Annotated in this window: 16 protein-coding genes; 7 read left to right on the top strand and 9 right to left on the bottom strand. The window is 55.9% G+C overall.

The annotated features are described in order from the left end of the window. Positions 1-126: 126 nt before the first annotated feature. Positions 127-1,275 carry an SIS domain-containing protein gene (locus tag HY010_06690; GenBank protein ID MBI3475400.1) on the bottom strand — a complete coding sequence of 383 codons (1,149 nt, stop codon included), beginning with the start codon at positions 1,273-1,275 and terminating at the stop codon, positions 127-129. A gap of 239 nt (positions 1,276-1,514) precedes the next feature. Here HY010_06690 and HY010_06685 point away from each other — a divergent pair, with 239 nt between their 5' ends. Then, a complete protein-coding gene (locus tag HY010_06685) occupies positions 1,515-3,044 on the top strand; it encodes a hypothetical protein (GenBank protein MBI3475399.1) in 1,530 nt (509 codons plus the stop codon). A gap of 19 nt (positions 3,045-3,063) precedes the next feature. Beyond that, the gene (locus HY010_06680) at positions 3,064-3,774 is read left to right on the top strand and encodes a carbohydrate-binding family 9-like protein (GenBank protein MBI3475398.1); all 711 of its coding nucleotides are present in this window, start codon (positions 3,064-3,066) and stop codon (positions 3,772-3,774) included. 126 nt (positions 3,775-3,900) lie between these two features. Here HY010_06680 and HY010_06675 read toward each other — a convergent pair whose 3' ends face one another. The 5 genes from HY010_06675 to HY010_06655 all read right to left on the bottom strand — a co-directional run bounded on the left by HY010_06675 (position 3,901) and on the right by HY010_06655 (position 10,662). Beyond that, complete coding sequence (locus tag HY010_06675; GenBank protein MBI3475397.1) at positions 3,901-5,844, bottom strand: acetylxylan esterase; 1,944 nt, start codon at positions 5,842-5,844, stop codon at positions 3,901-3,903. Positions 5,845-5,974: 130 nt separating this feature from the next. Continuing rightward, positions 5,975-7,624 carry an altronate dehydratase gene (locus tag HY010_06670; protein MBI3475396.1) on the bottom strand — a complete coding sequence of 550 codons (1,650 nt, stop codon included), beginning with the start codon at positions 7,622-7,624 and terminating at the stop codon, positions 5,975-5,977. 45 nt (positions 7,625-7,669) lie between these two features. Next, complete coding sequence (locus HY010_06665) at positions 7,670-8,446, bottom strand: glucose 1-dehydrogenase (protein MBI3475395.1); 777 nt, start codon at positions 8,444-8,446, stop codon at positions 7,670-7,672. A 99-nt stretch (positions 8,447-8,545) separates the two neighbouring features. After that, positions 8,546-9,619 carry a dihydrodipicolinate synthase family protein gene (locus HY010_06660; GenBank protein ID MBI3475394.1) on the bottom strand — a complete coding sequence of 358 codons (1,074 nt, stop codon included), beginning with the start codon at positions 9,617-9,619 and terminating at the stop codon, positions 8,546-8,548. Between the two features lie 26 nt (positions 9,620-9,645). Continuing rightward, entirely contained in the window at positions 9,646-10,662 is a 1,017-nt protein-coding gene (locus tag HY010_06655) for an NAD-dependent epimerase/dehydratase family protein (protein ID MBI3475393.1), read from the bottom strand. A 100-nt stretch (positions 10,663-10,762) separates the two neighbouring features. On the opposite strand from HY010_06655, the gene HY010_06650 reads away from it, so the two are divergent. The 5 genes from HY010_06650 (at position 10,763) to HY010_06630 (ending at position 17,889) form a co-directional block, all read left to right on the top strand. Then, positions 10,763-11,620, top strand: a complete 858-nt coding sequence (locus tag HY010_06650) for a GNAT family N-acetyltransferase (protein MBI3475392.1) — start codon at positions 10,763-10,765, stop codon at positions 11,618-11,620. Beyond that, positions 11,617-12,855, top strand: a complete 1,239-nt coding sequence (locus tag HY010_06645; GenBank protein ID MBI3475391.1) for an MFS transporter — start codon at positions 11,617-11,619, stop codon at positions 12,853-12,855. The genes HY010_06650 and HY010_06645 overlap by 4 nt, the downstream gene beginning before the upstream one ends. Positions 12,856-13,125: 270 nt before the next feature. Next, on the top strand, positions 13,126-15,210 hold the full coding sequence (locus HY010_06640) for a TonB-dependent receptor (GenBank protein MBI3475390.1): 2,085 nt from the start codon (positions 13,126-13,128) through the stop codon (positions 15,208-15,210). Beyond that, positions 15,179-16,321 carry a hypothetical protein gene (locus HY010_06635; protein MBI3475389.1) on the top strand — a complete coding sequence of 381 codons (1,143 nt, stop codon included), beginning with the start codon at positions 15,179-15,181 and terminating at the stop codon, positions 16,319-16,321. The genes HY010_06640 and HY010_06635 overlap by 32 nt, the downstream gene beginning before the upstream one ends. A 191-nt stretch (positions 16,322-16,512) precedes the next feature. After that, the gene (locus HY010_06630; protein MBI3475388.1) at positions 16,513-17,889 is read left to right on the top strand and encodes a DUF4832 domain-containing protein; all 1,377 of its coding nucleotides are present in this window, start codon (positions 16,513-16,515) and stop codon (positions 17,887-17,889) included. Between the two features lie 444 nt (positions 17,890-18,333). Here HY010_06630 and cyoE read toward each other — a convergent pair whose 3' ends face one another. The 3 genes from cyoE to HY010_06615 all read right to left on the bottom strand — a co-directional run bounded on the left by cyoE (position 18,334) and on the right by HY010_06615 (position 21,442). Continuing rightward, positions 18,334-19,284 carry a protoheme IX farnesyltransferase gene (cyoE, locus tag HY010_06625; GenBank protein MBI3475387.1) on the bottom strand — a complete coding sequence of 317 codons (951 nt, stop codon included), beginning with the start codon at positions 19,282-19,284 and terminating at the stop codon, positions 18,334-18,336. A gap of 5 nt (positions 19,285-19,289) precedes the next feature. Then, positions 19,290-20,468 carry a hypothetical protein gene (locus HY010_06620; GenBank protein ID MBI3475386.1) on the bottom strand — a complete coding sequence of 393 codons (1,179 nt, stop codon included), beginning with the start codon at positions 20,466-20,468 and terminating at the stop codon, positions 19,290-19,292. A 149-nt stretch (positions 20,469-20,617) separates the two neighbouring features. Beyond that, on the bottom strand, positions 20,618-21,442 hold the full coding sequence (locus HY010_06615; protein ID MBI3475385.1) for a hypothetical protein: 825 nt from the start codon (positions 21,440-21,442) through the stop codon (positions 20,618-20,620). Between the last annotated feature and the right edge of the window lie 133 nt (positions 21,443-21,575).

Raw genomic sequence — 21,575 nt, 5'->3', positions numbered from 1 at the left:
CTCCTGAACGGAAGACGGGCTACTGAATACCCACTCTTGTATCGCAAGGCGCAAACAAAGGCAAGCTTCAAAACAATAAAAAGAAAGTATTCGACATAAACCGCAACCGCGCAGGCGGAATGACGCCTAGGAAGGGAGGTGCAATGCGAAACTTTGCACCACCCGTTGAATGACTCCGGATTGAGACGGCGAATCAGGCTGAAGCCCCTCGTGGAGACATCGGGAAAAGGCCAATATCTGGCCAACGACCACGTCTAGAACGGTGACGTTGTCATCTTCCAGTTCGTCGCTGCTGTCATAGGGGATCAACACATCTCCCGCGCGAACCAGGTCCGGCGGGACGCCCTTACCGGCAATAATTCGAAAAAGCCCCAGCTGCTTTCGCGCAAGTTCTCGCAGAACGTCCGATTCATAGGCTCGTGCCTGGGGTGCGGTAGACAAGAAGCCGACAATCAGAGTCTCCTCGTTAACGGCGCTCATGGGTCCATGACGCAGGCCGAGGTAGGTTTCGCAAGAGGCGGTGACGCGTCCCGCTGTCATTTCCAGCATCTTCAACGAGGCTTCGCGGGCAGCGGCGAAACGCGAGCCACTTCCCAGAAAAAGCACACGACGGAAAGAGGCTTTACCAGCCGCCGCCAAGGTGCCGAAGTGATCGCGCAATAATCCCGCAGCGGCGCGACTGAGGCCATCACAGATCGAGCGGTAGCGACTGGATTCATCGATTAAACCAAGGAAACGCGCTGCGATCACCAGGTTGGTAAAGCTGCTGGTCATGACCAGGCTTTGGTCGTTGGTGGACTCGTCAAGAGTGATTACGGTCACTCGGGAGTCCGTGCGGAAATTGTTGACTAGACTTCCCTGCCGGTTACACGTCAAGACCAGGTGACGAAAGTCAGGCTCGGTTTTGAGCATCAACTCGAGCGCGCCGACGCTCTCAGGACTATCGCCCGATCGCGCAATTGACACCATCAACCCAGGTCTCCCGACGGGGACCGCGCTCCTGCCATGCGTGAGCAGGGTACCCCCTGCGATCGACTGAGTGTCGATGACAAGTTCTTTTTGCAAAACCATCCGCACGCAGTCGCCGGCAAATTCAGAACTGCCCGAACCGGAGAGTACCAGGCTCGAAATTCCTTTGAGGAGCGGCGATATTTCACGGGCCGATCCTTGCAACAACTTCGCGGTGTGCATCCATGTCCCAGGTTGCTGACATATCTCGCGGAGCGTGTGAAAGTAACCCAGGCGCTTTTGCTCTTCTGGATTTCGTGCCAGCATTTCAGCCACAACTGCCTGAGACTTGCCGAGCTCTTCCAGCCAGCCCTGTTCTACAAAATCGTGCGAATTCATGCGGCACCTGAATTGAGAATGACTCAGAAAGAAAGTAATCGAAACTATGGTAAGGTAAACGAAAGCCTCGCGGGAATCAAATTTCCCGGGTGAGCCATGGATTGCAATGGCAGATTCTGTAGTTTGCGGGCGCTGCGAGGTCGAAATTAACGAGGGGGACCACTCGAATGCGTCGTCGAGACCTATTAAAGAGCGCCGTCTTATTACCTGCCATCGCTCACGCCAATGTTGGAACGAAATTCTACGATTTCGGAGTTGGCCCATCTTCCCCGCAACGCCTGGATCAAGGCCCATTTGACATCGAACAGGATCAGGGCTGGCAGACCGTTCTATTTACAACTCCATCCGAGCGGCCGCAGCGAAATCCAGGATTGGGACTGATCGGCTACGCATGGGAGGAGAGTGGCCCGTCTCTCGCGGCGCGAGCGGGACGGGAAACTCTTGAGCAGCACGTCGAAAAGATGTCGAGCCTCCCCTTCGTCGATGTGCTTTACATCCGCTGCGATTGGCGGAACGTGCAATCGCGCCCCGGACGCCTTGACCTCGACCCTGTTTGGGCTCTCACCTTCGACGCCGCCAAGCGCAAGGGGCTACGAGTCGCCTTCCGGGTTCAACTCTCTAACTATTCATTTCAGCCGGAACAAATTGCGATTCCGTCATTCCTGAGAGATCGCATACCGATGGTGAATATCGGCCGTATTCCTGGGAAGGGCGATGCTCAATTTCGTGAACCTCGCTACGACCATCCGGAGTTTCAGAAAGCGTTTGCGGAACTGAATGAATTGTTGGCCGCCGAGTTCGAAGGAAACCCCCTGATCGAGTGGATGGACATGATGCAATACGGATTCTGGGGCGAAGGACATACCAGCGACTATCCAAACCCTTTCCCCGACTATGTCACTGCGCACAGAACCTCGGTCTCGATGACCGCGCGGCAGCTCAACACCTGGAAAAAGACACCGATCGCCGTCAATACCCAGCCGGATATCAGCAACGTTGGGAATCGGACCGTGATCGATATGGCCGTTCGCGCCGGTGCCTGGATGCGATCGGACAGCATCATCGTCGAGGAGCCAATTCAAATCGACGAACTCGCCAACCGGCCACCTTGGCTGGCCGCCATTATGGAAGACGGATACCTTCGCCAGTACGACGTAACTGCTCTCAAGCCGGACGAACGTGGAATCAATGTTCTCGAGAATTACATGCTGCATGTTCCCGATCTGAAAGCGAACTACTGGGCTCTATGGACCGAAGCGTCCAACCTGGCGCAATACAACGAAATGTATCCTCGCGGGTTCGAACGCTTGCGGACCAGTATTGGTTACCGTCTGCGACCAGCATGGGTGTGGCAACGAAAACGTTACGGCACTTTCGAACTCATCGTATGTGTCGCCAATCGCGGAGCAGCAGGAGTTCCGGGAGTGCTCTGGCTGCACGTCGACTCTCCCGATGGAAAACTCAGCCTGCGCGGTAGCCTCGATGCCGGACATCCCTATGGCGGCGGCATCCGACAAGCTTCTTTTCTTCTCCCCAACGGCTACAGCGGCAACGTCAACCTGTCCGCCAAGATTGAGGTTCGACCGGGAGTAATCAAGCCCGTCGCCTGGGCGTGTGAGCAGCCGATCAATCCCGACGGATCGATTACGGTCGCGCTCAAGAGTGAGAAGGATCCGAAGTGGCGCAAAGGTGTGTGAGGCGTACAGGAGCATTCTGATGAATGGTTTCGTTAAGACACTGTTGATGTTGCTGCTTTTCTCAAGCATGGCAGCTGCAGCGGATCAGGCGGTGATTGAGAGTATCCGCGCCGCCCAAGATATCGCCTTGGACCTCGATCCCACGTCCCCGTTCTGGCACGCGTCCTCCCAGACTTTCGTAGAGAAAGACACTCAAGGGAACGTTTTGCCCCGGTATCGCACCGAGGTGCGCACGCGATGGACAAAGGACAATATCTACTTCTTATTTATCTGCCCCTACCAGCAACTGTATCTGAAGCCTTCGCCGGCTACGGATCGAGAGACGAACCAGTTGTGGAATTGGAACGTCGCCGAAGTATTTATCGGTTCCGACTTCAAAGATATTCAACGCTACAAAGAATTCGAAGTGTCACCTCAGGCGGAGTGGATCGACCTGGATATCGACCTGCACAAACCGCATCACGAAGACGGGTGGACATGGAATTCAGGATTTGAAGTGAAGGCACGGATCGATGCGGCGTCGCACACATGGTATGCCGCGATGCGTATTCCAATTGCGTCCATCGATACTCGGCCAGCAGTTCCCGGAAACGTGCTTCGCATCAACCTGTTCCGGAGCGAAGGTCCGCCGTCGGACCAACATGAGGTGACCTGGCAGGCTCCGATGAAGAACACCTTTCACGTCCCAGAACGATTTGGCTTGATTCGATTGGTGGACAAGCGGAAATGAAATTGAACTTGTTGCCTGCCGGCAAAATTTCGATTTGCACGGCGATGCTTAGCCTCCCCTGGTTCCGCAACGTACTTTTGCCGCTGAGCCAGTGACAAATATTTGAGTTTTCATCAAGGCAAGAGTTCAGTGAATGTATGCCCCGCTCGGGAGCAAGTACTCAATCGGCCATATCTCCGTTTTGCGATCCACAATTTCAGACCACTTGATGATTTGACCATCCGGTTGTGGGACGAGGCTGACGTTCGGAAGTGCTTCGGAAATCGCGCTGGCCAAGGTATACGCATCATGCGTTCCAGTGACCACAAATTCGGCATGCGGGTCGAAGTGTCCTTGGAAGAACCGGGTGGCAATCTCTGCATCTTCGATCATTTGCAGGAAGTACGGCCGACCGGTCAGCAACGAGTTATAGACGTAGTCGCTCAGAACCCCAGAAAGCGGACTCACATAAGCACGCTCGATATCGGCTTGCGCCAGCGTAGGATCGTCGGGCGACACCACCTTGTATGGCATGCGGGTCTCCCCAAGGCCGCGCGGGTCGACGGAAAGAATATCGTACCCAGCCGCGAGATACTTCGATACAGCCGGCCAGTCCTGCACTGTCACTTTACCGTTTTCCCCAAACCACAACATCACCTTGCGGCGGCCACTGTGGGCTTGGTGAATGTACAAAAGCGGCAGCTCAAGATATCGACTGTGATGAAGCGAATATTTTTCGATCGTGACGCCTTCGAAATCTGAACTCCCGCGTGCTTCCCAGCGGATCTCTTCCCTTCCGGGATCCGCACGCTCAAATTCCGCAACCCTCCATGAGTTGATTCGCGGGTTGAGTTTGGATTCATAGAGCTGTCGCAGAGTCGTTGCTGGCTGGTTCTTGTGTTCCAGATAATAATCGCGGATCACGTCCATCATTGATCGGGCGTTTGGGAAGTCGAGCATTACCTGGCCGGTCCGTGTGCACTGTAGCGTCTTGTCGTCGAGTTGTTTAACCACCGGCAACCCTTGCCTCTTCGGCATTCCGTTGAAGCGATCCAGAAAATCCAGGGCTGCTTCCTGATTTTCAGCAGAGAACTGATGGTCGTGATATCCCTCCGTCCACCCAATGCGGTCGCCATGTTGGAATTTACTGTATAGATCCGACACCTCCCGCACCGTCTTACGCGTTCCTTCAATTGGGAAAAAATCCAGAACCGCCGCCGCCACGAACACCGGGCGCGGATACATCATCAGCAGCAGCCCTGCATGGTCGACGTGGTTCGAGACCATCCCGTAGAGATCCTGTTCCGGGTCACTATCAGGATCTTTGAATATCCGGTTGTACACACGCATCGGGAGAGCGGTGATGTAACAGGAAGGAATTGCGACTTTGATGCGACGATCCAGAGCAGCGATGTGGGCCGCCTGGAATCCGCCGCCGCTTGTGCCCGCGATATTGATGCGCTGTGGATCCACCTCGGGCCGCGTCAGCAAATAGTCCACCGCACGCACGCCGTCCCAAACTTCCCATCGGGCAAGATTTGTGTTGGCGAGAAATGCGAGATTCGCCATCACGGCATGTTCGGCGCAAATCAGGTTGTAGCGGCTCCTTGCTGCTTTTGCATCCCAAAACTGACTGCGTTCGCCCTGCCCCACGGCATCCCAGCTGATCACGACGTATCCGCGCTGCACCAGCCGCTGACAAAGTGCTTGATAATAGTCCTTTCCGTTCGGCGCATGGCCTACGGGCACCAGCACCGCTGGATGACTCTTGACCCCATCTTCCGGGACGTACACAAGAGCGGAAACGTAAACACCCGGAAGACTCTCATAAATCAACTTCTCGATATGAAAGCCGGTCATTTGAACTGTCCCGGTAATCTGCGGATGCAGCGGCGTTCTTTCACGCGGAAGTCCGCCCAGCATCCCGAGCAGATTTCGTTCCAACTCTCGCTGGATGCGCAACAGATCCTGCTCAGTCCGTATTCCGCTCCAGGCTTTGACGCGCTGGTCGTCGTCGTCCCATGCCGTCTCCGTTTGATATTTCAGATACGCCGAAATGACCGGCGCTTCTTTCGCGGGAGTTGCGAACACTCGAAACGCTTCCGGGGCAGGATCATTCGCTGCAAAAATACTTGCAGTCCACGCAACACAGAATCCGAAAATCAGAATCGCTTTTATTTGTCCTCTAGTGATTCGATAGCTGGATCAATTGCAAGGTATTTCAGAGCGACACGCCGCGTTTCCATGGAATGAAATCATCCTGCCCCAAGGACTCGGCCTTGGTTCGAATCTCGCCACTGGCGATTTGAATGATCGATTCCAGAAGCGCCTCTCCCATTTCTTCAATTGTCCTTTCGCCCGAAATGATCGGGCCGGCGTCGACGTCGACGATGTCGTGCATCCGTTGGGCAAGATCAGAATTGGTGGAGATCTTAACAACCGGAGCTACCGGGTTGCCAGTTGGAGTACCCAGCCCAGTCGTAAACAAAACAACATTGGCCCCAGCGCCCACCTGAGCCGTTACACACTCAACATCATTGCCGGGCGTGCACTGCAGGTTAAGTCCTGGTTCTGTGGAATATTCCGGGTAGTCGAGCACTGCGGTGACTGGAGACGTACCGCCCTTGCGGGCCGCGCCCGCGGATTTCATCGCATCCGTCACCAGACCATCTTTGATATTGCCCGGCGAGGGGTTCATGTCGAAGCCAGAGCGGACAGCCTTGGCGCGAGCCGCGTAATCGCGCATGAGTTCGATGAAACGATCCGCAACTTCCTTCCGACTACAGCGATTGATGAGCGACTGCTCGACTCCACACAGTTCGGGAAATTCCGAAAGAATCGTCCTGCCTCCGAGCGCCGCGATCAAATCGGACACATGACCCACCGCCGGATTAGCTGAGATTCCCGAAAAGCCATCCGAACCACCGCATTTCAACCCGACACATAGGTCTGAAAGTGGCGCGGGAGACCGGTTGCTCTTGTTGATGTTCGCCAGACCTATGAATGTGTCTCTGATCGCCTCCGAAATCATCAGGAACTCGGAGCCACTTTTCTGTTGCTCGAATACCAAAAGTGGTTTGCTGAAGTTGGGATCACGCCGGGCAATTTGCTCTCGCAAAATGCTGACCTGCGAATTCTGGCACCCAAGACTCAGCACGGTAGCTCCGGCGACGTTCGGATGGTGAAGGTAGCCCGCGATCAGCGCACACAGATTATTCCCGTCTTCTCGAGTACCCCCGCACCCGGCTTGATGCGAGAGGAATTTGATGCCGTCGACATTCTCAAAAATCGCAGGCTTGGCGGCCCCTTGCACGGCTGATTCACCCGGTTGCGAGCCGATGTCGTCCAGCTTGCCTTCCCGGTACAGCCTGACCATTTCAGCAACCAGCTGCCGGTAAATCTTTGGACGCGCAAATCCCAACTCTTCTTCAAAAGCCTGTTTGAGAACTTCGATGTTCCGGTTCTCGCAGAAAACCAGGGGCACCACTAACCAATAATTCCGCGTGCCGACCTGGCCGTCGGCTCTGCGGTATCCGAGGAATTTGCGATTGCGCCAACGCGAGACATCAGGGGGAGTCCAGGTCAGTTCCGCCGATTTATCCCGAAAGGGCAGCGCATCATGCCGGACGTTTCGGGGATTCAGCGCCGATCCCTTCTTGATCGGCTGCGCGGCCTTCCCCACCAACACTCCATACATATGCACATCCGCGCCGGGCGAGAGATCTTCGGTTACGAATTTGTGTTTGGCAGGAACGTCCGAGGTAAGAACGAACACCTGCTCGGAGAATGTAATCTTCTCCCCTTCGCGCAGGTCGCGGAGAGCGATCAGCACGTTGTCATTGGGGTGCAGCTTAAGAACTACATTCTGCATTACGGCTGATCCTCAGCACTGCGGTTCTAGATTGTACGGAATTCCTTACTGGTTAACGCCGCTGGAAAGAAAACCGCCGTCCACAACCAGCAACTGCCCAGTGACGAAGCTCGCCGCGTCTGAAGCAAGAAACACCGCGGCCCCGGCAAGCTCATCGAGTTGTCCGAAGCGCCGCATGGGAGTTCGTAAAAGAAATTCCCTTCCCCGCTCTGTGCCGTCGAGCAACGCAGCATTCATGTCAGTTCGAAAAACTCCTGGGGCCAGCGCGTTAACGCATACTCCAAACTTCGCCCACTCAACCGCAAGGGCTTTGGTAAGCGAAGCCACCGCGCCCTTGCTCGCGCAGTAGGCAGCGACCTCATAGAGACCGACAAAGGATGAAAGAGAGCCGATATTAATGATTCGTCCGTAGCCCCGAGAAACCATGTGCCGGCCAAACACTCGACACGCACGCAACGTACCCTTGAGATTGGTTTCAAGTATCGCGTCCCACTCCGAATCCGGGAACTCCAGGGTGGGCATGCGCTTGGTTCGTCCAGCACAGTTCACCAGAATCTCAACGCTGCCAAACGATTCGCAAACAACCTGCAGCAATTGTTCGAGGCTGGCGTTGTCATGGACATCGCAGGTTGCGACAAGAGAGCGCCCGCCAAGTTTCTCCACCTCGGATGCGGCGTCCCTGACCAGTTCCGCGCGACGGCCGGTAGGTATTACGTTCGCTCCTGCCTGTGCGAGTGCCTTGCTGAGCGCCAAGCCGATGCCGCTTGTTCCGCCAACCACGACAGCAGTTCGGTCTTTAAGGTCAAGTAGAGGATGGCCCATGAAGAAGTCCGGTAAGGTTCCTTTAGAAACTAACATTCCTGCAGCAAGATTGTTGCGCGTCCAACGTGCAAGCAACCTGTCTTCCTAAAACCGCGTGACTTACGGTGTCAACCATCGATCGCGCCCCTGTCGGACAAATTCGTCGTCGTGTAAATGCGGATACGCTCGATACACTCGATCGATCTCCTCGAGCTGTCCGGCACTAAGCGTTTCCAAGGGGTTCAAGCACCAAATCCCTTCTAGCAAACCCTGCCGACGCAGAACTTCGTGCAGTCCGGGGATGCATCCCGCAAAATTGTGCGCGGGGTCAAAGAAAGCCGCATTGCAATCCGTAACTTCAATACCTTTGCGAATCAAGCTCGGCGGCAACCCACTTTCAAGGAGCCGGGCGGAGTGACACTCTTCCAGCAACTCCACTGCTCTACTCGTCCAAACCGACCAATGACCCAATAGCCCACCAACAATCCGCCGCTCCACCCTTTTCCCGTTGACCTGGAAAACAAATGGAGTCAGCAGGTCCATCACGATGCTGTCGTCGTTTCCAGTGTAAAGACTGATATCTCGACCCGATTCCGTCACCGCGCGGACTACATCCAGAGTCTGGTAACGGTTGAAGGGTGCGATCTTGATGGCTACGACATTATCAATCTCAACGAACTCGCGCCAGAAGTGATAGGAGAGTGTGCGCCCGCCCACCGAGGGTTGCAGATAGAAGCCAATGATCGGCAGCACGTCTGCCACGATTCGACAGTGCGACAAGAGTGCCGCATCGTCTGCATTCTTCAGGGCGGCCAAACTCAATAGGCCCGCGTTGAATCGCAGATCCACCAACAGCTGCGCCTCGCAAACCGCCTGCGCCGTTTCTCCACAGATGCCGCCGATGCGGACCAGAGGTTCCGAACGGCCGCTATCCGCACGATCCATCTCCTCGGCGGCCAGCTCTAAAACCGGCTCAAACAGCCCCACCTTCGGATCTCGAATCTCAAACTGCGTTGTATGAACGCCTACTGCGAGGCCGCCAGCTCCGGCCGCAATGTAGTAGCGAGTTAATGCTCGCTGACGGCGTTCATCCAGCCGACGCCCTGCAGTGAGAGCGAGCGGGTGGGCAGGGATGACTGTGCCTCGCGCCAGCACTTGCCTAAGTCTTGGGTCAAGTCTTTTCGACACCTGGATTGGTCTGCCTCGTCCTTCTTTCGATTTCAAAAACGCCCAGCGCGTTCTTCAAAATGTGTTGGTTTCGCCAACGTCGCACCGCGGCGGCTGACCCAGTCTGCAATCCAGGAAGTCAATTGCGCAGCACTGACGTGGGGCCGTCCAAATAATTGATACGCTCGTTCGGCATTGCTCAACAGAGCGTCGCTCTCTTCTACTCCTGAAAAATGCGCGGACTTACCCAGTTTCTCGGCGAACTCCTCCGCGACCCTTCGAACACTCAGCAACTCTGGTCCGGCAATGTTGACGACCAAGGGTGGCACCGACGCATGCGCCAGTGATTGCAAGCTCATATCGCAAGCGTCGCCTTGCCATATCGCATTCAGATATCCCATGGCCAACGGCACTGCATCTCCCGCAAGAACCCGCTTCGCAATGTCCACCAGCACGCCATACCGGAGTTCGGTCGCATAGTTCAGTCGGAGAATCGTCATCGGAATATTGTTGGTCCGGCTGAAATGTTCGAAGATACGTTCTCGTCCCAGACAACTCAGAGCGTACTCGCCCGTGGGATTAAGCGGGTCGTCCTCGCGTGAGCCTCCTTGCGAAACTGGGGTGAGCCCATAAACATTCCCCGTGGAAAAAACCGCGATCCGGCTCTTGCAATATCTCTCGCTGACCAGTCCTGGCAAATAAGTGTTCATCGCCCAGGTCAGCGACTCCTGTCCTGTCGACCCAAATTTCATGCCGGCCATGTATACGACGTTGGCCGCTTCAGGAAGCTCGGCTAATGATTTCCGGTCCAGTAGATCGCATCGGACCGTTTCGATTCCCCACTCACTCAGCTGGAGTTCCAACCCCGGCGTAGAAAATCGAGACACACCGATCACGCGCCGCTTGACATGAGCTGCATCAGAAGCCCTCTTTGCCATGCGCGCAAGCGTTGGCCCCATTTTCCCCGCGACACCGAGAACGATAATGTCCCCTTCAAGCTCGGTGAGTGCGCGCACGGTCGATTCCGCTGGTTCACTCAGCCGGGCTTCCAGCTCCGCCACATCCCGAATTGAAGTCTTCTCACTTAACATTGCGATAGCTGCTCTGCCACAACTGAAGGGCGATTGTAATCGAAGCGCTCAGTTTACAATTCTTCCGAGTTTGTTAATCATGCGCCTGCGAACCATGACGATGGCGGACATTGCTGCTGGACTGGGGCTGAGCAAGATCGCAGGCTGGAATCAAACGGCTGCCGATTGGGAGCGTTTCCTCAGAGCCAGCCCGGAAGGATGCTTCGTTGCGGAATTTGACGGGAAGGTGTGCGGAACGGTAACGACAATCTCCTATGAAAATCGATTTGCATGGGTCGGGATGGTGTTGGTCGACCCGCAACACCGTAGCAAAGGGATTGGAACAAGACTCCTGGAAGCGGCGATCAACTACCTCGATGATCAAAAGATCTTCACCATTAAACTTGACGCCACGCCTCAGGGCCAACCTTTGTACCAAAAGATGGGGTTTGTATCTGAGTACGAGATCGAACGTTGGACTCTGCGGAGAACCGTAACCGACCTCCGCCGGGCCAATAATCGAGTTCCACATGAAATGCTGACCGCGCCGCTTTCGGATTCCATTGTCGATACCGATCACGAAGCCTTCGGTGCTGATCGTCGCTTCCTGCTGGAGTCTCTGCACCAGAACGCGCCCGAATTCACAATGGAAATCCGCAACAACGGCATTCTTCAAGGCTACAGCTTCGGCCGGCGCGGACTATTTGCCGATCATCTCGGCCCCTGGTTCGCTAAGAATGCTTCCTCAGCGGGGGATCTGCTCGAAGCCTTCCTCGCTCGGTCAACCCGCGAGATGCTGGTTGTGGATTGTCTGAAAGGAAACACTGCGGCGGTCAGCTTGCTGAGGGTTCATGGTTTTACCTACTCTCGCTTGCTCACTCGAATGTACCGCGGCACGAACGCGTACGCGGGCCGGCCAGAGTTTTGTTGCGCAATTCTGGGCCCGGAGTTCGGATGACGAAACCCCAAGCAACTCCCATCTTTTACGGCTGGTGGATTGTTGCCGCGGCCTTTCTCAACCTGTTCTTCGTGGTGGGAATCATTTTTTATGGCTTCCCGGTTTTCTATCCTGCCTTTATCGAGGCCTTGGGCTTTACTCGTTCGCAAGTAACCCAAGGATTCTTCCTGGGCATGCTGGCCATCGGATTACCAAGCGGGTTGCTGGCTGGCGCGCTCATCGATCGCATTGGCGCACGCTGGATCATTCTCACTGGAGTGGGCTTCATCGGAGTCTCTCTTTTGCTGATGGGATCCATGACCAGATTCTGGCATTACGAACTCCTTTGCATCATGGAAGTTCTGGGTTTTGTGTTGGCGGGACCGATCGCAAATCAGGTTCTCGTCGCTCGCTGGTTTCGCAAGTTGCGGGGACGCGCGATGGGATATGCGTACCTCGGGCTGGGACTGGGCGGAGTCGTTGCTCCTCCGCTGACCACCTTTCTGATCCAAAGGTTCGGATGGCGTCACGCTCTCGAGGCCGTCGGCCTGCTGATCATGGTGTTTCTTTTCCCAACTGGGATTTGGATTACGCGCTCCAGCCCCGCTGACCTGGGCCTCTTTCCCGATGGAGCCACGCTTCGAGAAAAAGGCCCTGCCATCACAGGAACCGCTTCGAAAGAAGTGGGCGCTGCGTTGCATTCCAGGAATTTCTGGCTGATTGTGCTGGGATCGGCGCTGGTCGTGGGCGCGATCGGCGCCGTCATTCAACACTACATCCTCTTCCTTCGCGACCGAGGGTATTCCGCGGGTGGTGCCTCTCAATTTTTGAGCGTGCTGCTCGTCTCAAGTCTGGCGGGCCGGGTGTTGGTTGGTTACATGGCAGACCGTTTTTCCAAGAAGAACATCATGGCTCTCTTCTACTCTTTGATCGGAGCCTCTGTCTTGCTGCTGGGCGTTGCTCACGGCCCCGTCGTTCTTTGGATATTCACAGTCGCGTTTGGCTTTTCGATGGGCGCCGACTACATGCTGATTCCTCTTGTCGTCGCCGAGTGTTTCGGGACCGAGTCGCTGGGCAAGCTTCTGGCTTTAATCATCATGGGATACTCCCTCGGTCAGTGGGGTGCCCCGTGGATGGTGGGAAGAATTTTCGACGCGCAACACAGCTATGATCTGGCCTGGAAAATCATGGCGGTCGGGGCCCTCCTGGGTGCTGCTGCCGTTTACTCCGTCTCCAGTGCTTCTCCGGAAGCCTAGGTTCATACCCAATTCTTCAGCGATCTTCTTAACGATGATTGGGCAGATGTTCCGACACCAGCGGTGATATCTGATCCTGAGTTGGCGCTTGGGCAGCGTCCTTCAAGAGAGCGACTTTCTTTTACTTTCTTTTTTGCCTGCTTGATGGCCAGTGTTTTAACAGCCAAGATCGCTCTTTTCTTTGTTTATTTTTCCTTTAGCCTTCGTATTCTTTCTAATCTATGGTTTAATGCGTAGATTCTTCAATCTTCCATGGAGTGGGGGTTTCGGATGCGACGAATTTTGGTGGTCGGTCTGTTTTGCTTTGCGATGTGTGCGGTGGGCTTTGCGCAGGTCGATACGGGCGTCATTGCAGGCAGCGTGCGCGATAGCCAGGGTGCCGGAGTTGCGTCGGCCTCGATCACGTTTGTCGAGATCAATACGAACGCGACGACAAAGACTCAGGCCGATGCGACGGGAGACTACGTCTCGCCGCCACTGCGTCCGGGCAACTACAGGGTGGTCGCAGGGGCCCCAGGCTTCAAGACGCAGACACGCACCACGATCACGCTCAATGTGCAGGACCGCTTGCGAATGGATTTCGCCATGGCGGTCGGTGCGGTGTCCGAAACCATGGAGGTTATCGCCGAAACGCCAACGATTCAAACGGACACATCTTCGTTGGGGCAGGTCATCATGGGGACGCAAATCACCGAACTGCCGCTGAATGGGCGCGACTACATCCAGCTTGCGACCTTGAGTACGGGCGTGGTCCGTACCAGTTCAGGGACCAACGGCAACTCGGGCGGCAGCAGCACGGGCGGGCAAAACAGTTTTGTCGCGAACGGCACCCGCGGGACGTTGAACAATTTCCTTCTCGATGGAATCGACAATAATTCCAACGACAACGGTGGCGTCGTGTTGCGCACAAACGTCGACGCGATTCAGGAATTCAAGCTTCAGACCAACAGCTATTCGGCAGAATTTGGGCGAAGCGGCGGAGCGGTGGTCAACGCAATCATCAAGTCCGGAACGAATTCCTATCACGGCACCGTGTTCGAGTTTTTCAGAAATTCCGCGCTCGACGCGCGCGATTTTTTCGAACTTCCTACCGACAAGAAAGCATCTTTCAAACAAAATCAATTCGGCGGAACCCTGGGCGGAGCGGTCATCAAGAACAAGCTTTTCTGGTTCGGAGACTATCAGGGAACACGGATCCGGAACCCGTTGAACTGGAATTCGCGCGTGCCCACAGCGGACGAACGCGCGGGAAATTTTTCCGCGGAAGGAGAGCCGACGATTGTAGACCCGGCGACCGGTATTCCATTTCCAGGAAATATCATTCCGCAGGATCAGATTGACCCGATCTCGCAGGCCTTCATGAATCTGTATCCGGAGGGCAATTTTGTGGATCCTGACACCGGGGCTCATCGGTACATCATTTTCCCGATTGAGCAGGACGGCATCAATCAGGGGGACGGTCGCGCGGACTACAACCCTTCGCAGAGCAATCAATTCTTTCTGCGCTATTCGATGAGCAGAAGAACGGATATTCGGCCGGCTCCGCTGCCAGGGCTGGCGAATGGCGGGAATTCCAGCACCGGCGTAGGCCATGAAAACACCTACGGCACCTCATTCGGATACACGCGCACGTTCACGCCCACGATAGTCAATGAACTCCGCATCGGCTTCAATCACGTCCACGTACGGCGCGGAGTCCCCGTCGATGGCACACAACTCCCTTCGGAAGATCTGCGGGTTCCCGGAGTGCCTGACGATCCTCGTGTGAACGGTTTGACCTTATTCGCTCCTAGCCGCTTCGCCAGGATCGGAGATCCGCGCTTTGCTCCTACGATTCTGTCCAGTGAAGAACGGCAAATCACGGACTCGCTCACCCTGGTGCACCACGCGCACACGATCAAAATTGGAGGGGAGCTGCGATGGAGCAAGTTCAATATCTCGCAGGAGGCCGCTCCGCGAGGTCAGTTCGGATTTAACGGCCAGTACAGCGGCAGTTCGCTGGCGGACATGTTGCTGGGGATGCCGAGCCGGGCCAACATCTCAACCGTCATTGGCCTCTACAACCGGCAACATGTGCCGGCTCTGTTCGTGCAAGACGATTGGAAAGTAACGCACCGCCTGACCCTGAATCTGGGCGTTCGCTACGACTACTTCTCACCCACTGTCGAGGCCAACAACCGGCAAAGCAATTTCGACTATGCGACAGGGACTCTAATCGCGGCGGGATCAAATGGCGCTTCAAGAGGCCTGGTGAACGTCGACAAAGCGAACTTCTCGCCACGACTCGGCTTTGCATGGTCGCCGACAGCCAGCGCGAAAACAGGTGATTCGCGGGGCCTACGGCATATTCTTTAGCGGGCAGGAAATTCGAACCGCTGCCCCATTGCAGCTTGCCTATAACCTGCCGTTCTTTTATGAGCCTCTTTTTATCAACGGGGACACGCCGGCATTCACGGTGTCGCAGGGTTTTCCCACGCTCGATCCAAGCCAGGCAGTCAACCCCGGTGTGACCAGCGTCGACTCGCGCTTACGCACGCCTTACTACCAAAGCTGGAACCTCGCCGTGCAGCATTCCTTGCCCGGATCGATCAGCCTTGAAGTCGCGTACGCTGGTTCAAAGGGCACGCACCTGCAGGGCGTCACGGATCCAAACCAAATCCAAGAGCCGGGCCCGGGGGACGTCCAGCCGCGTCGGCCCCTCCCGCAGTTCGGCGGATTCACTGCGATTACAAACATCGCAAACTCAAACTATCATTCGTTACAGGTTAAGGCCGAGAAACATGCCAGTCACGGTCTCTACTTTCTAAGTTCGTTCACCTACAGCAAAGCCATCAACGATTTGCCCGAAATCTGCTGCGCCGCGCCCTTCGCCCAGAACTCTTACAACCTGGCAGCCGAGCGCGGGCGAGCTGACTTCGATCAAACACTGCGATGGGTCCTCAGCTTCGACTATGAAATCCCGTTTGGCGGCAGCCACTCTCATTCGAGCAATCGCGTGCTGGATGCGGTTCTCGGTGGATGGCACGTCGGAGGCATTTACACTCTGGCGAGTGGATTCCCCTTCTCCGCCTATCAAAACGACGACTCCTCCAACACCGGCACGCAAGGCATACCGCGTCCGGACCAACTCAGGGACGGCAATCTGTCGAGGGGCCAGCGCACTCCCGCTCACTGGTTCGACACGAGCGCGTTTTCTGTGCTGCCGGACGATGCATTTGCCTTCGGTAACGCAGGGCGAAACACGTTGGTCGGGCCGGGTCAAAATGTTTTCGATTGGTCGTTGCGTAAAGAGTTTGCCATAACGGAAACGCAGCGCATCGAGTTCCGCGCGGAGCTCTTCAACGCATTAAACCATCCGAATTTTTCGCAGCCGGACAATTTCATCGACGATGACACCGCGGGCGTCATCCAGTCGCTTGCGATACCGATGCGTCAGATCCAGTTCGGTTTGAAGTATCGTTTCTGAGTTTGTTTCGGCGTTGAAATGAGAGGCATGTCTCGCTGCGGGAGTTTGGTCCATAGTTCGTGGACCAAACTCCCGCAGTAGTTTCTGGTAAAGCCGGAGCGAGTTTGCGTTTGTTCCAAGAGGCATCCACAGACGAAGCGTTCTGCCTAGTGATTGGCAAGCATAATCGATACTTGAGGGGTGATGGAAAATTGAGGAATGCTCCCTTTTTCTTTTCTTTCCTTCTGTTCTGCGTATTGCACGCCGCCGCGCAGAATACCGTTGTACGTCCGACGGAAATCGACGACGTATTGATCAATCCCGGCATGGGGATTGAGACGTTCAACCGATTTTCCGGGCAAGCGTTGAATGAAGGCGTCACCTGGTCCGAGGTTGGGCCGGAGGCTGCGCTCCCCGATGCGCCCGCAGGTACTGTCGATTTCCCAGGGTCGAGCGTTGCTTACTTGCGCTGGTTCTGGTCTCAGCTGGAGCCGGAGCCGGGACATTATCGTTGGGAAATTATCGACTCCGCGCTGGCCGAAGCGCAGCGTCATGGGCAGACGCTCGGCGTTCGCCTCATGCCGTATGACAATCACCATCCCCTGCCGGAGTGGTATCGCAAGTCCGGCGCACGGCGGGCGAACAAGCCGGAAGATAAGGATGGGGACATCTGGTCTCCCGATTCGGCCGACGCGACTTATGTCAGGACATGGAACGCGATCATTACCGAGTTCGGTAAGCGCTACGACGGGCATCCGGACCTGAACCATGTGGATATTTCGACGGTCGGATACTGGGGTGAAGGATGGGGGCCGTACCTGCCGGATTGGGCCGTCCAGCAACAGTTCATCGATCTCTATATTCATGCTTTCCCGCACACGCCGTTGCTGATGAATTTCGACGAGTTGCCTGCTCTCATCTACGGCACGAAACAGGGTGCGGGTTGGCGACTGGACTGCTGGGGCGACATGGGGCGTCCTGGGAAGAATTTCGCGCACATGCTCGACTTGTATCCGCAGCAGATCGCGCGGGGAAAGCTGCAAGAAGTCTGGCGAACCGCTCCGGTGGCGCTTGAAACGTGCGGCGTGCCGGAATCATGGAAGCGCTGGAATTTTTCTCTGAAACCGATTCTCGACCAGGCACTGCGATGGCATGCTTCGACGATTAACCTGAAGTCGAGCCCTATTCCCCCGGAGTGGAAGGCCGCATTTGGCGAGTTTCAAAAACAGATCGGCTATCGATTTGTTTTGAAGAAACTGGAGTATCCCTCGCAAGTAAACCGTGGTGCGATGATTCCCGTGAATATGTGGTGGTTCAATGCAGGGATTGCGCCGGTGTACCGCAATTTCGTGCTGGCACTCAAAATCGGGGACGCGGTTGTGCCCCTTGATGCCGACGTCCGGCAATGGCTGCCGGGAGACTCGGTCTATGAGAACACATTGCCCGTACCTCACGAGCTAAAGCCGGGGAAATATCATCTACGGGTGGCGTTGCTCGATCCGCGCACAAGAAAACCAGCGATTCGCCTGGCGATTGCAGGGCGGCAAGAGGACGGATGGTACGACATGGGCGAGATTTCAGTACAGTAGGCGAGCTGTCCAGTGATTAGCGCCCTAGTTTGCGCAAGAAAAACTGGCGGAGAGAGTGGGATTCTCTTGCTGCCGTTACCTGCAAGTCTCGATGAACACTACACTTCCGCGATAATACCCTGTCATTAAGAGGGTTACAAGCGAATCTGAGCTTCAGGCGCAGTTTCTGGAATTTCTCTAATCGACTGCATTTCCCACGAAAACGGTATCACTGGTATCAGCTCAAGGAAGCGACGGCCTAGCCATCCTGCTCTGCTTTCCCGTACGTGGCTCCCATTACATTGCCGCTCTCCTCTTCATCTGTGCTTTGAGTACGTCGATAACTTGGGAGCGTACAGCGTCCCGTCGGAGAGCGGACTTCTCTTCCCATCTGTTCACAACAGTTGGACATTCTAACTTCGATTGCCCGTATCCGCCCGCAGTGACTCGCTTAGCCAGTTCGCGTTAACGGGAATGGGACAGGGCGGAAACCGAGTTGGCCATCATAAGGCCGAACAGAAATGGTAGATAGATGATTGTTGCGCGCAACAAGCGACGGGCCGAAGGTTTGGACGCGGCCGCCGTGGCAGGCAATCTCGGATACGCCATTCCTAGTGAAACCCGGAACAGCGCAGCGCCCATCAGAACCGCGCCAATCAAATACGCGCGGCCCGCCATTCCCATCGCGACAGGCAAAATGCTCACGGGAATGAGAACGCCGGAGTACGCCAAAATACGCCACACGGTGGATTGCCCATCGGCATCGACCACGGGCAGCATGCGGATCTCACCACGCGCGTAGTCCTCGCGGTAGAGCCATGCGATGGAAAGAAAATGCGGAAACTGCCAGACGAACATGATTCCGAAAAGTATCAAGGCTTCGATTTCCACGCGCCCGCGAGCCGCCGTCCAGCCCAGCAGAACTGGCATGGCTCCGGGAAACGCGCCCACGAAAGTGCAGACTGGAGAGACGCGTTTGAGTGGGGTATAGGCCGCGAGATAGACGAGCGCAGTCAACAAAACCAGCGCTCCCGTGAGTGGATTGGCAAAAAAGGCGAGATAGAGTGAGCCTCCAAGAGTCAAAACTGTCCCGACAGTGGCAGCGTGCGCGCGTGTCATGCGTCCCGCTGGCAACGGTCTCTGCGCCGTGCGGTGCATGCGGGCATCCACCCCAGACTCCAGTACTTCGTTTAGAGCCGCCGTTCCGCTCGACACCAAGCCAACACCGAACAGTGCATGAACCAGTCCCGCGGACAGCGCCGATGCGCTGGATTTGTGCGCACCAAAAAAATATCCTGCCCATGCGGTAGCAACGATCAGAGTGGTGATGCGCGCTTTAGTCAGTTCCGCGTAATCACGCAGGAGACTGTCAATTCGGTACGCAGGATGAACGAGTGCTGGTGAAGTGTCTGCCATGAGAGTCATTGGTTTTGGGACTTGGTGCCACCCTCGCGCTGCGCAGTTTCGCCGAGAGCCTCCGGCGAATCAGTCCAACACTCTTTTCGAAAAGCTGCGTCAGAGATCGCGCCGGTGTTCCAACGCCGTAACGCGTCGCTGGTAGCCGCGATCATTCCACCGTCGGCGGCGTCGATCACAATCACGACACCGTCAACCTTCAGGTTGCTCCGGGTGACGCTGCCATAAGTGTCGCGAAACACCGAGCGCGCGAGGAGCAAACGGTCCTCGCTCCCTGATGCAGTGCCGGCACCGGATCGCACCCAGGTTATTCGTACGACATGTCCGCGCAATGCCGACCAGTCTCCGGGAAATAACGATGTCTCTTCGTGTGTTTCGGGCGCGGGAGATTTTGCGGGAAGTTGAGTGCCCGCACTCTCCACTGCGACGGATTCACCCGGCATTTCTAACTCCGACCTGCGAATCCATCCGCGCGAAATACCGGAGACCTGAACGTGTACCCAGCCCAGGGACTCCTCGAGTACTTTGAATTCGTCTTCGGCGTCCGCTCGAAAAAGCACGGCGCCAGTATCAATCGGCTTGGCGAGAACTAAGGTCCCGGTCTTTCGAACAGCCGCAAGATCATTAGGCCGCATCTGACTGCGAAGGACTTCTTCCAGATTCGCTGCTTGCTCGCTGAGCTGCTGGAAATGTTTCTGTTGGGCCAGTTCCCGCGAGTTGGGCGGCGTCATGCCAACGCGGGATGCGGACTGGTCGTTCGGGAATGCGAGGCCAAAAGTAGAAGGCTTTGCGCTTGCCGAGCCCAGAGTCGGAGCACGGCCTTGAAAAGGCTTTTGTGGCAAGGCCGAATCCGTACTCGCCCTGCCCGTGCCTGCGCTGGGTTTGGTTTCTTCCCCTGCAACATTCGCCGATTTTTGTTGCAGCGCCTCCTCCAGTCGCTCGACCAGATCAGTTTCCAGGCGACCGTTTGAAGGTAAGACGCGATATCCGGCCTGGGTGGCGTTGTCGCCGACATACCATGCGGTAACTTTAGCGATGACGCGAAGCGACATCGTTCCGGCGTTTACCGGACGAATCTCCAGTTTGTATTGATAGTAAGCGCGCTGATATTTCTCCACTGCGGAGACTTCGGGACCAACAAAACCATCCAGAATCGGCAAGCGTCCCGGGGAGGTTGCGTGCAAGCTTGCCAAAGCCTTATCTATATCCGCGCGCGAGGCGTGAAAAACATGTTCGGATGGATTACTTTGAGCCGCGGCGATCGCGCTCGCAAGCAGAACTAGTGCAGCGAGTCTTCGCCCCCGGTTCCTGCGGAAAAATGTGGGCGCGGGGGTCATGGCAGGGCTTCTACCTGACTGCGATGAATCCATCCGCGATGTCCGTCGGCGGTTTCCACGCCATACCAGTATTTGGTTAACACGACGACCAGTAACTCGGCCTTCTCATGCAACGGTTGCAACGTGGCGGCAGTGCGATAGGGAGCGGCTTTCAACGCGGCTCCACCCGCTGCCGTGCGCACTTCAATACTGTGTTTCAGGCTTGCGACGTGCTTTTCCAAATCGTCCTCGGAAGCAAGTGGCGACGTATTGGTCTCGACAATGTTTCCGCTTGCACGACCCTCGTTTGCCGGTGGCGCTGTTGCGGAGTGCTGCTCAGCCATCTCGCTGACAGCTTTAGCGTCGCCGTGCATCTTCTCCAGGCGATCCTTGATGGCTTCAAATTCGCTGTGCTCGACCGTTCCATCCGACTGGTGTTGACGACGTCGGTTCTTCTCCACGTAGAGGGCGTCGATGTGAATCGCGGTTGAACTGGGACTGGTCCCCTGCACAATGTAGCGCAAGTAGATCGTGCCCAGGTCGGCGGTCTCCTTGAAATGGCGTGGGGCGAGCACGTTCTCAAGGACTTTGAAAAATACTCGGGCATTACCGGGAACATCGCGGAATACGCTCACCGAGCTTGCTGGCTTTGCACCCTTCAGTTGTTTTTCTTTTTCGTAGGAGTAAGTTCCATAAACGACGGAATCATTCGCGACCAGGTCCACGGCTTTAAGCACTTCAGATTCCGGATCATCGAGCGACCCGTTGAATCCACCTTCCTGGGCGAAACAGGGGAGCGCGGCGAACAGGAACCATGCGAGGCACTTCGCGATTTGAGACAAGCAACGGCCTGATACGCAGCGCTGCATTGAGCGAAACATAGGCGGTCGAACGATCACTCCAAGTGCATGCATACCTACTCTCGACGAAAGCCAAAGTCAAGATCAATCGCCGCGTAGCGATTCGTCGTCGCTG

This window comes from Acidobacteriota bacterium (assembly GCA_016196065.1).
Taxonomy (GTDB): domain Bacteria; phylum Acidobacteriota; class Terriglobia; order Terriglobales; family Acidobacteriaceae; genus Acidiflorens.
The sequence above is the reverse complement of the archived record's forward strand: the minus strand, read 5'-3'. Positions and strand labels throughout refer to the sequence as shown.

Bases quoted from the DNA above. Each gene is read 5' to 3' on its own strand.
- HY010_06685 (MBI3475399.1), top strand. From the start codon at position 1,515: ATGCGTCGTCGAGACCTATTAAAGAGCGCCGTCTTATTACCTGCCATC.
- HY010_06680 (MBI3475398.1), top strand. From the start codon at position 3,064: ATGAATGGTTTCGTTAAGACACTGTTGATGTTGCTGCTTTTCTCAAGC.
- HY010_06640 (MBI3475390.1), top strand. From the start codon at position 13,126: ATGCGACGAATTTTGGTGGTCGGTCTGTTTTGCTTTGCGATGTGTGCG.
- HY010_06690 (MBI3475400.1), bottom strand. From the start codon at position 1,275: ATGCTGGCACGAAATCCAGAAGAGCAAAAGCGCCTGGGTTACTTTCAC.
- HY010_06650 (MBI3475392.1), top strand. From the start codon at position 10,763: ATGCGCCTGCGAACCATGACGATGGCGGACATTGCTGCTGGACTGGGG.
- cyoE (MBI3475387.1), bottom strand. From the start codon at position 19,284: ATGGCAGACACTTCACCAGCACTCGTTCATCCTGCGTACCGAATTGAC.
- HY010_06645 (MBI3475391.1), top strand. From the start codon at position 11,617: ATGACGAAACCCCAAGCAACTCCCATCTTTTACGGCTGGTGGATTGTT.
- HY010_06670 (MBI3475396.1), bottom strand. From the start codon at position 7,624: ATGCAGAATGTAGTTCTTAAGCTGCACCCCAATGACAACGTGCTGATC.
- HY010_06665 (MBI3475395.1), bottom strand. From the start codon at position 8,446: ATGGGCCATCCTCTACTTGACCTTAAAGACCGAACTGCTGTCGTGGTT.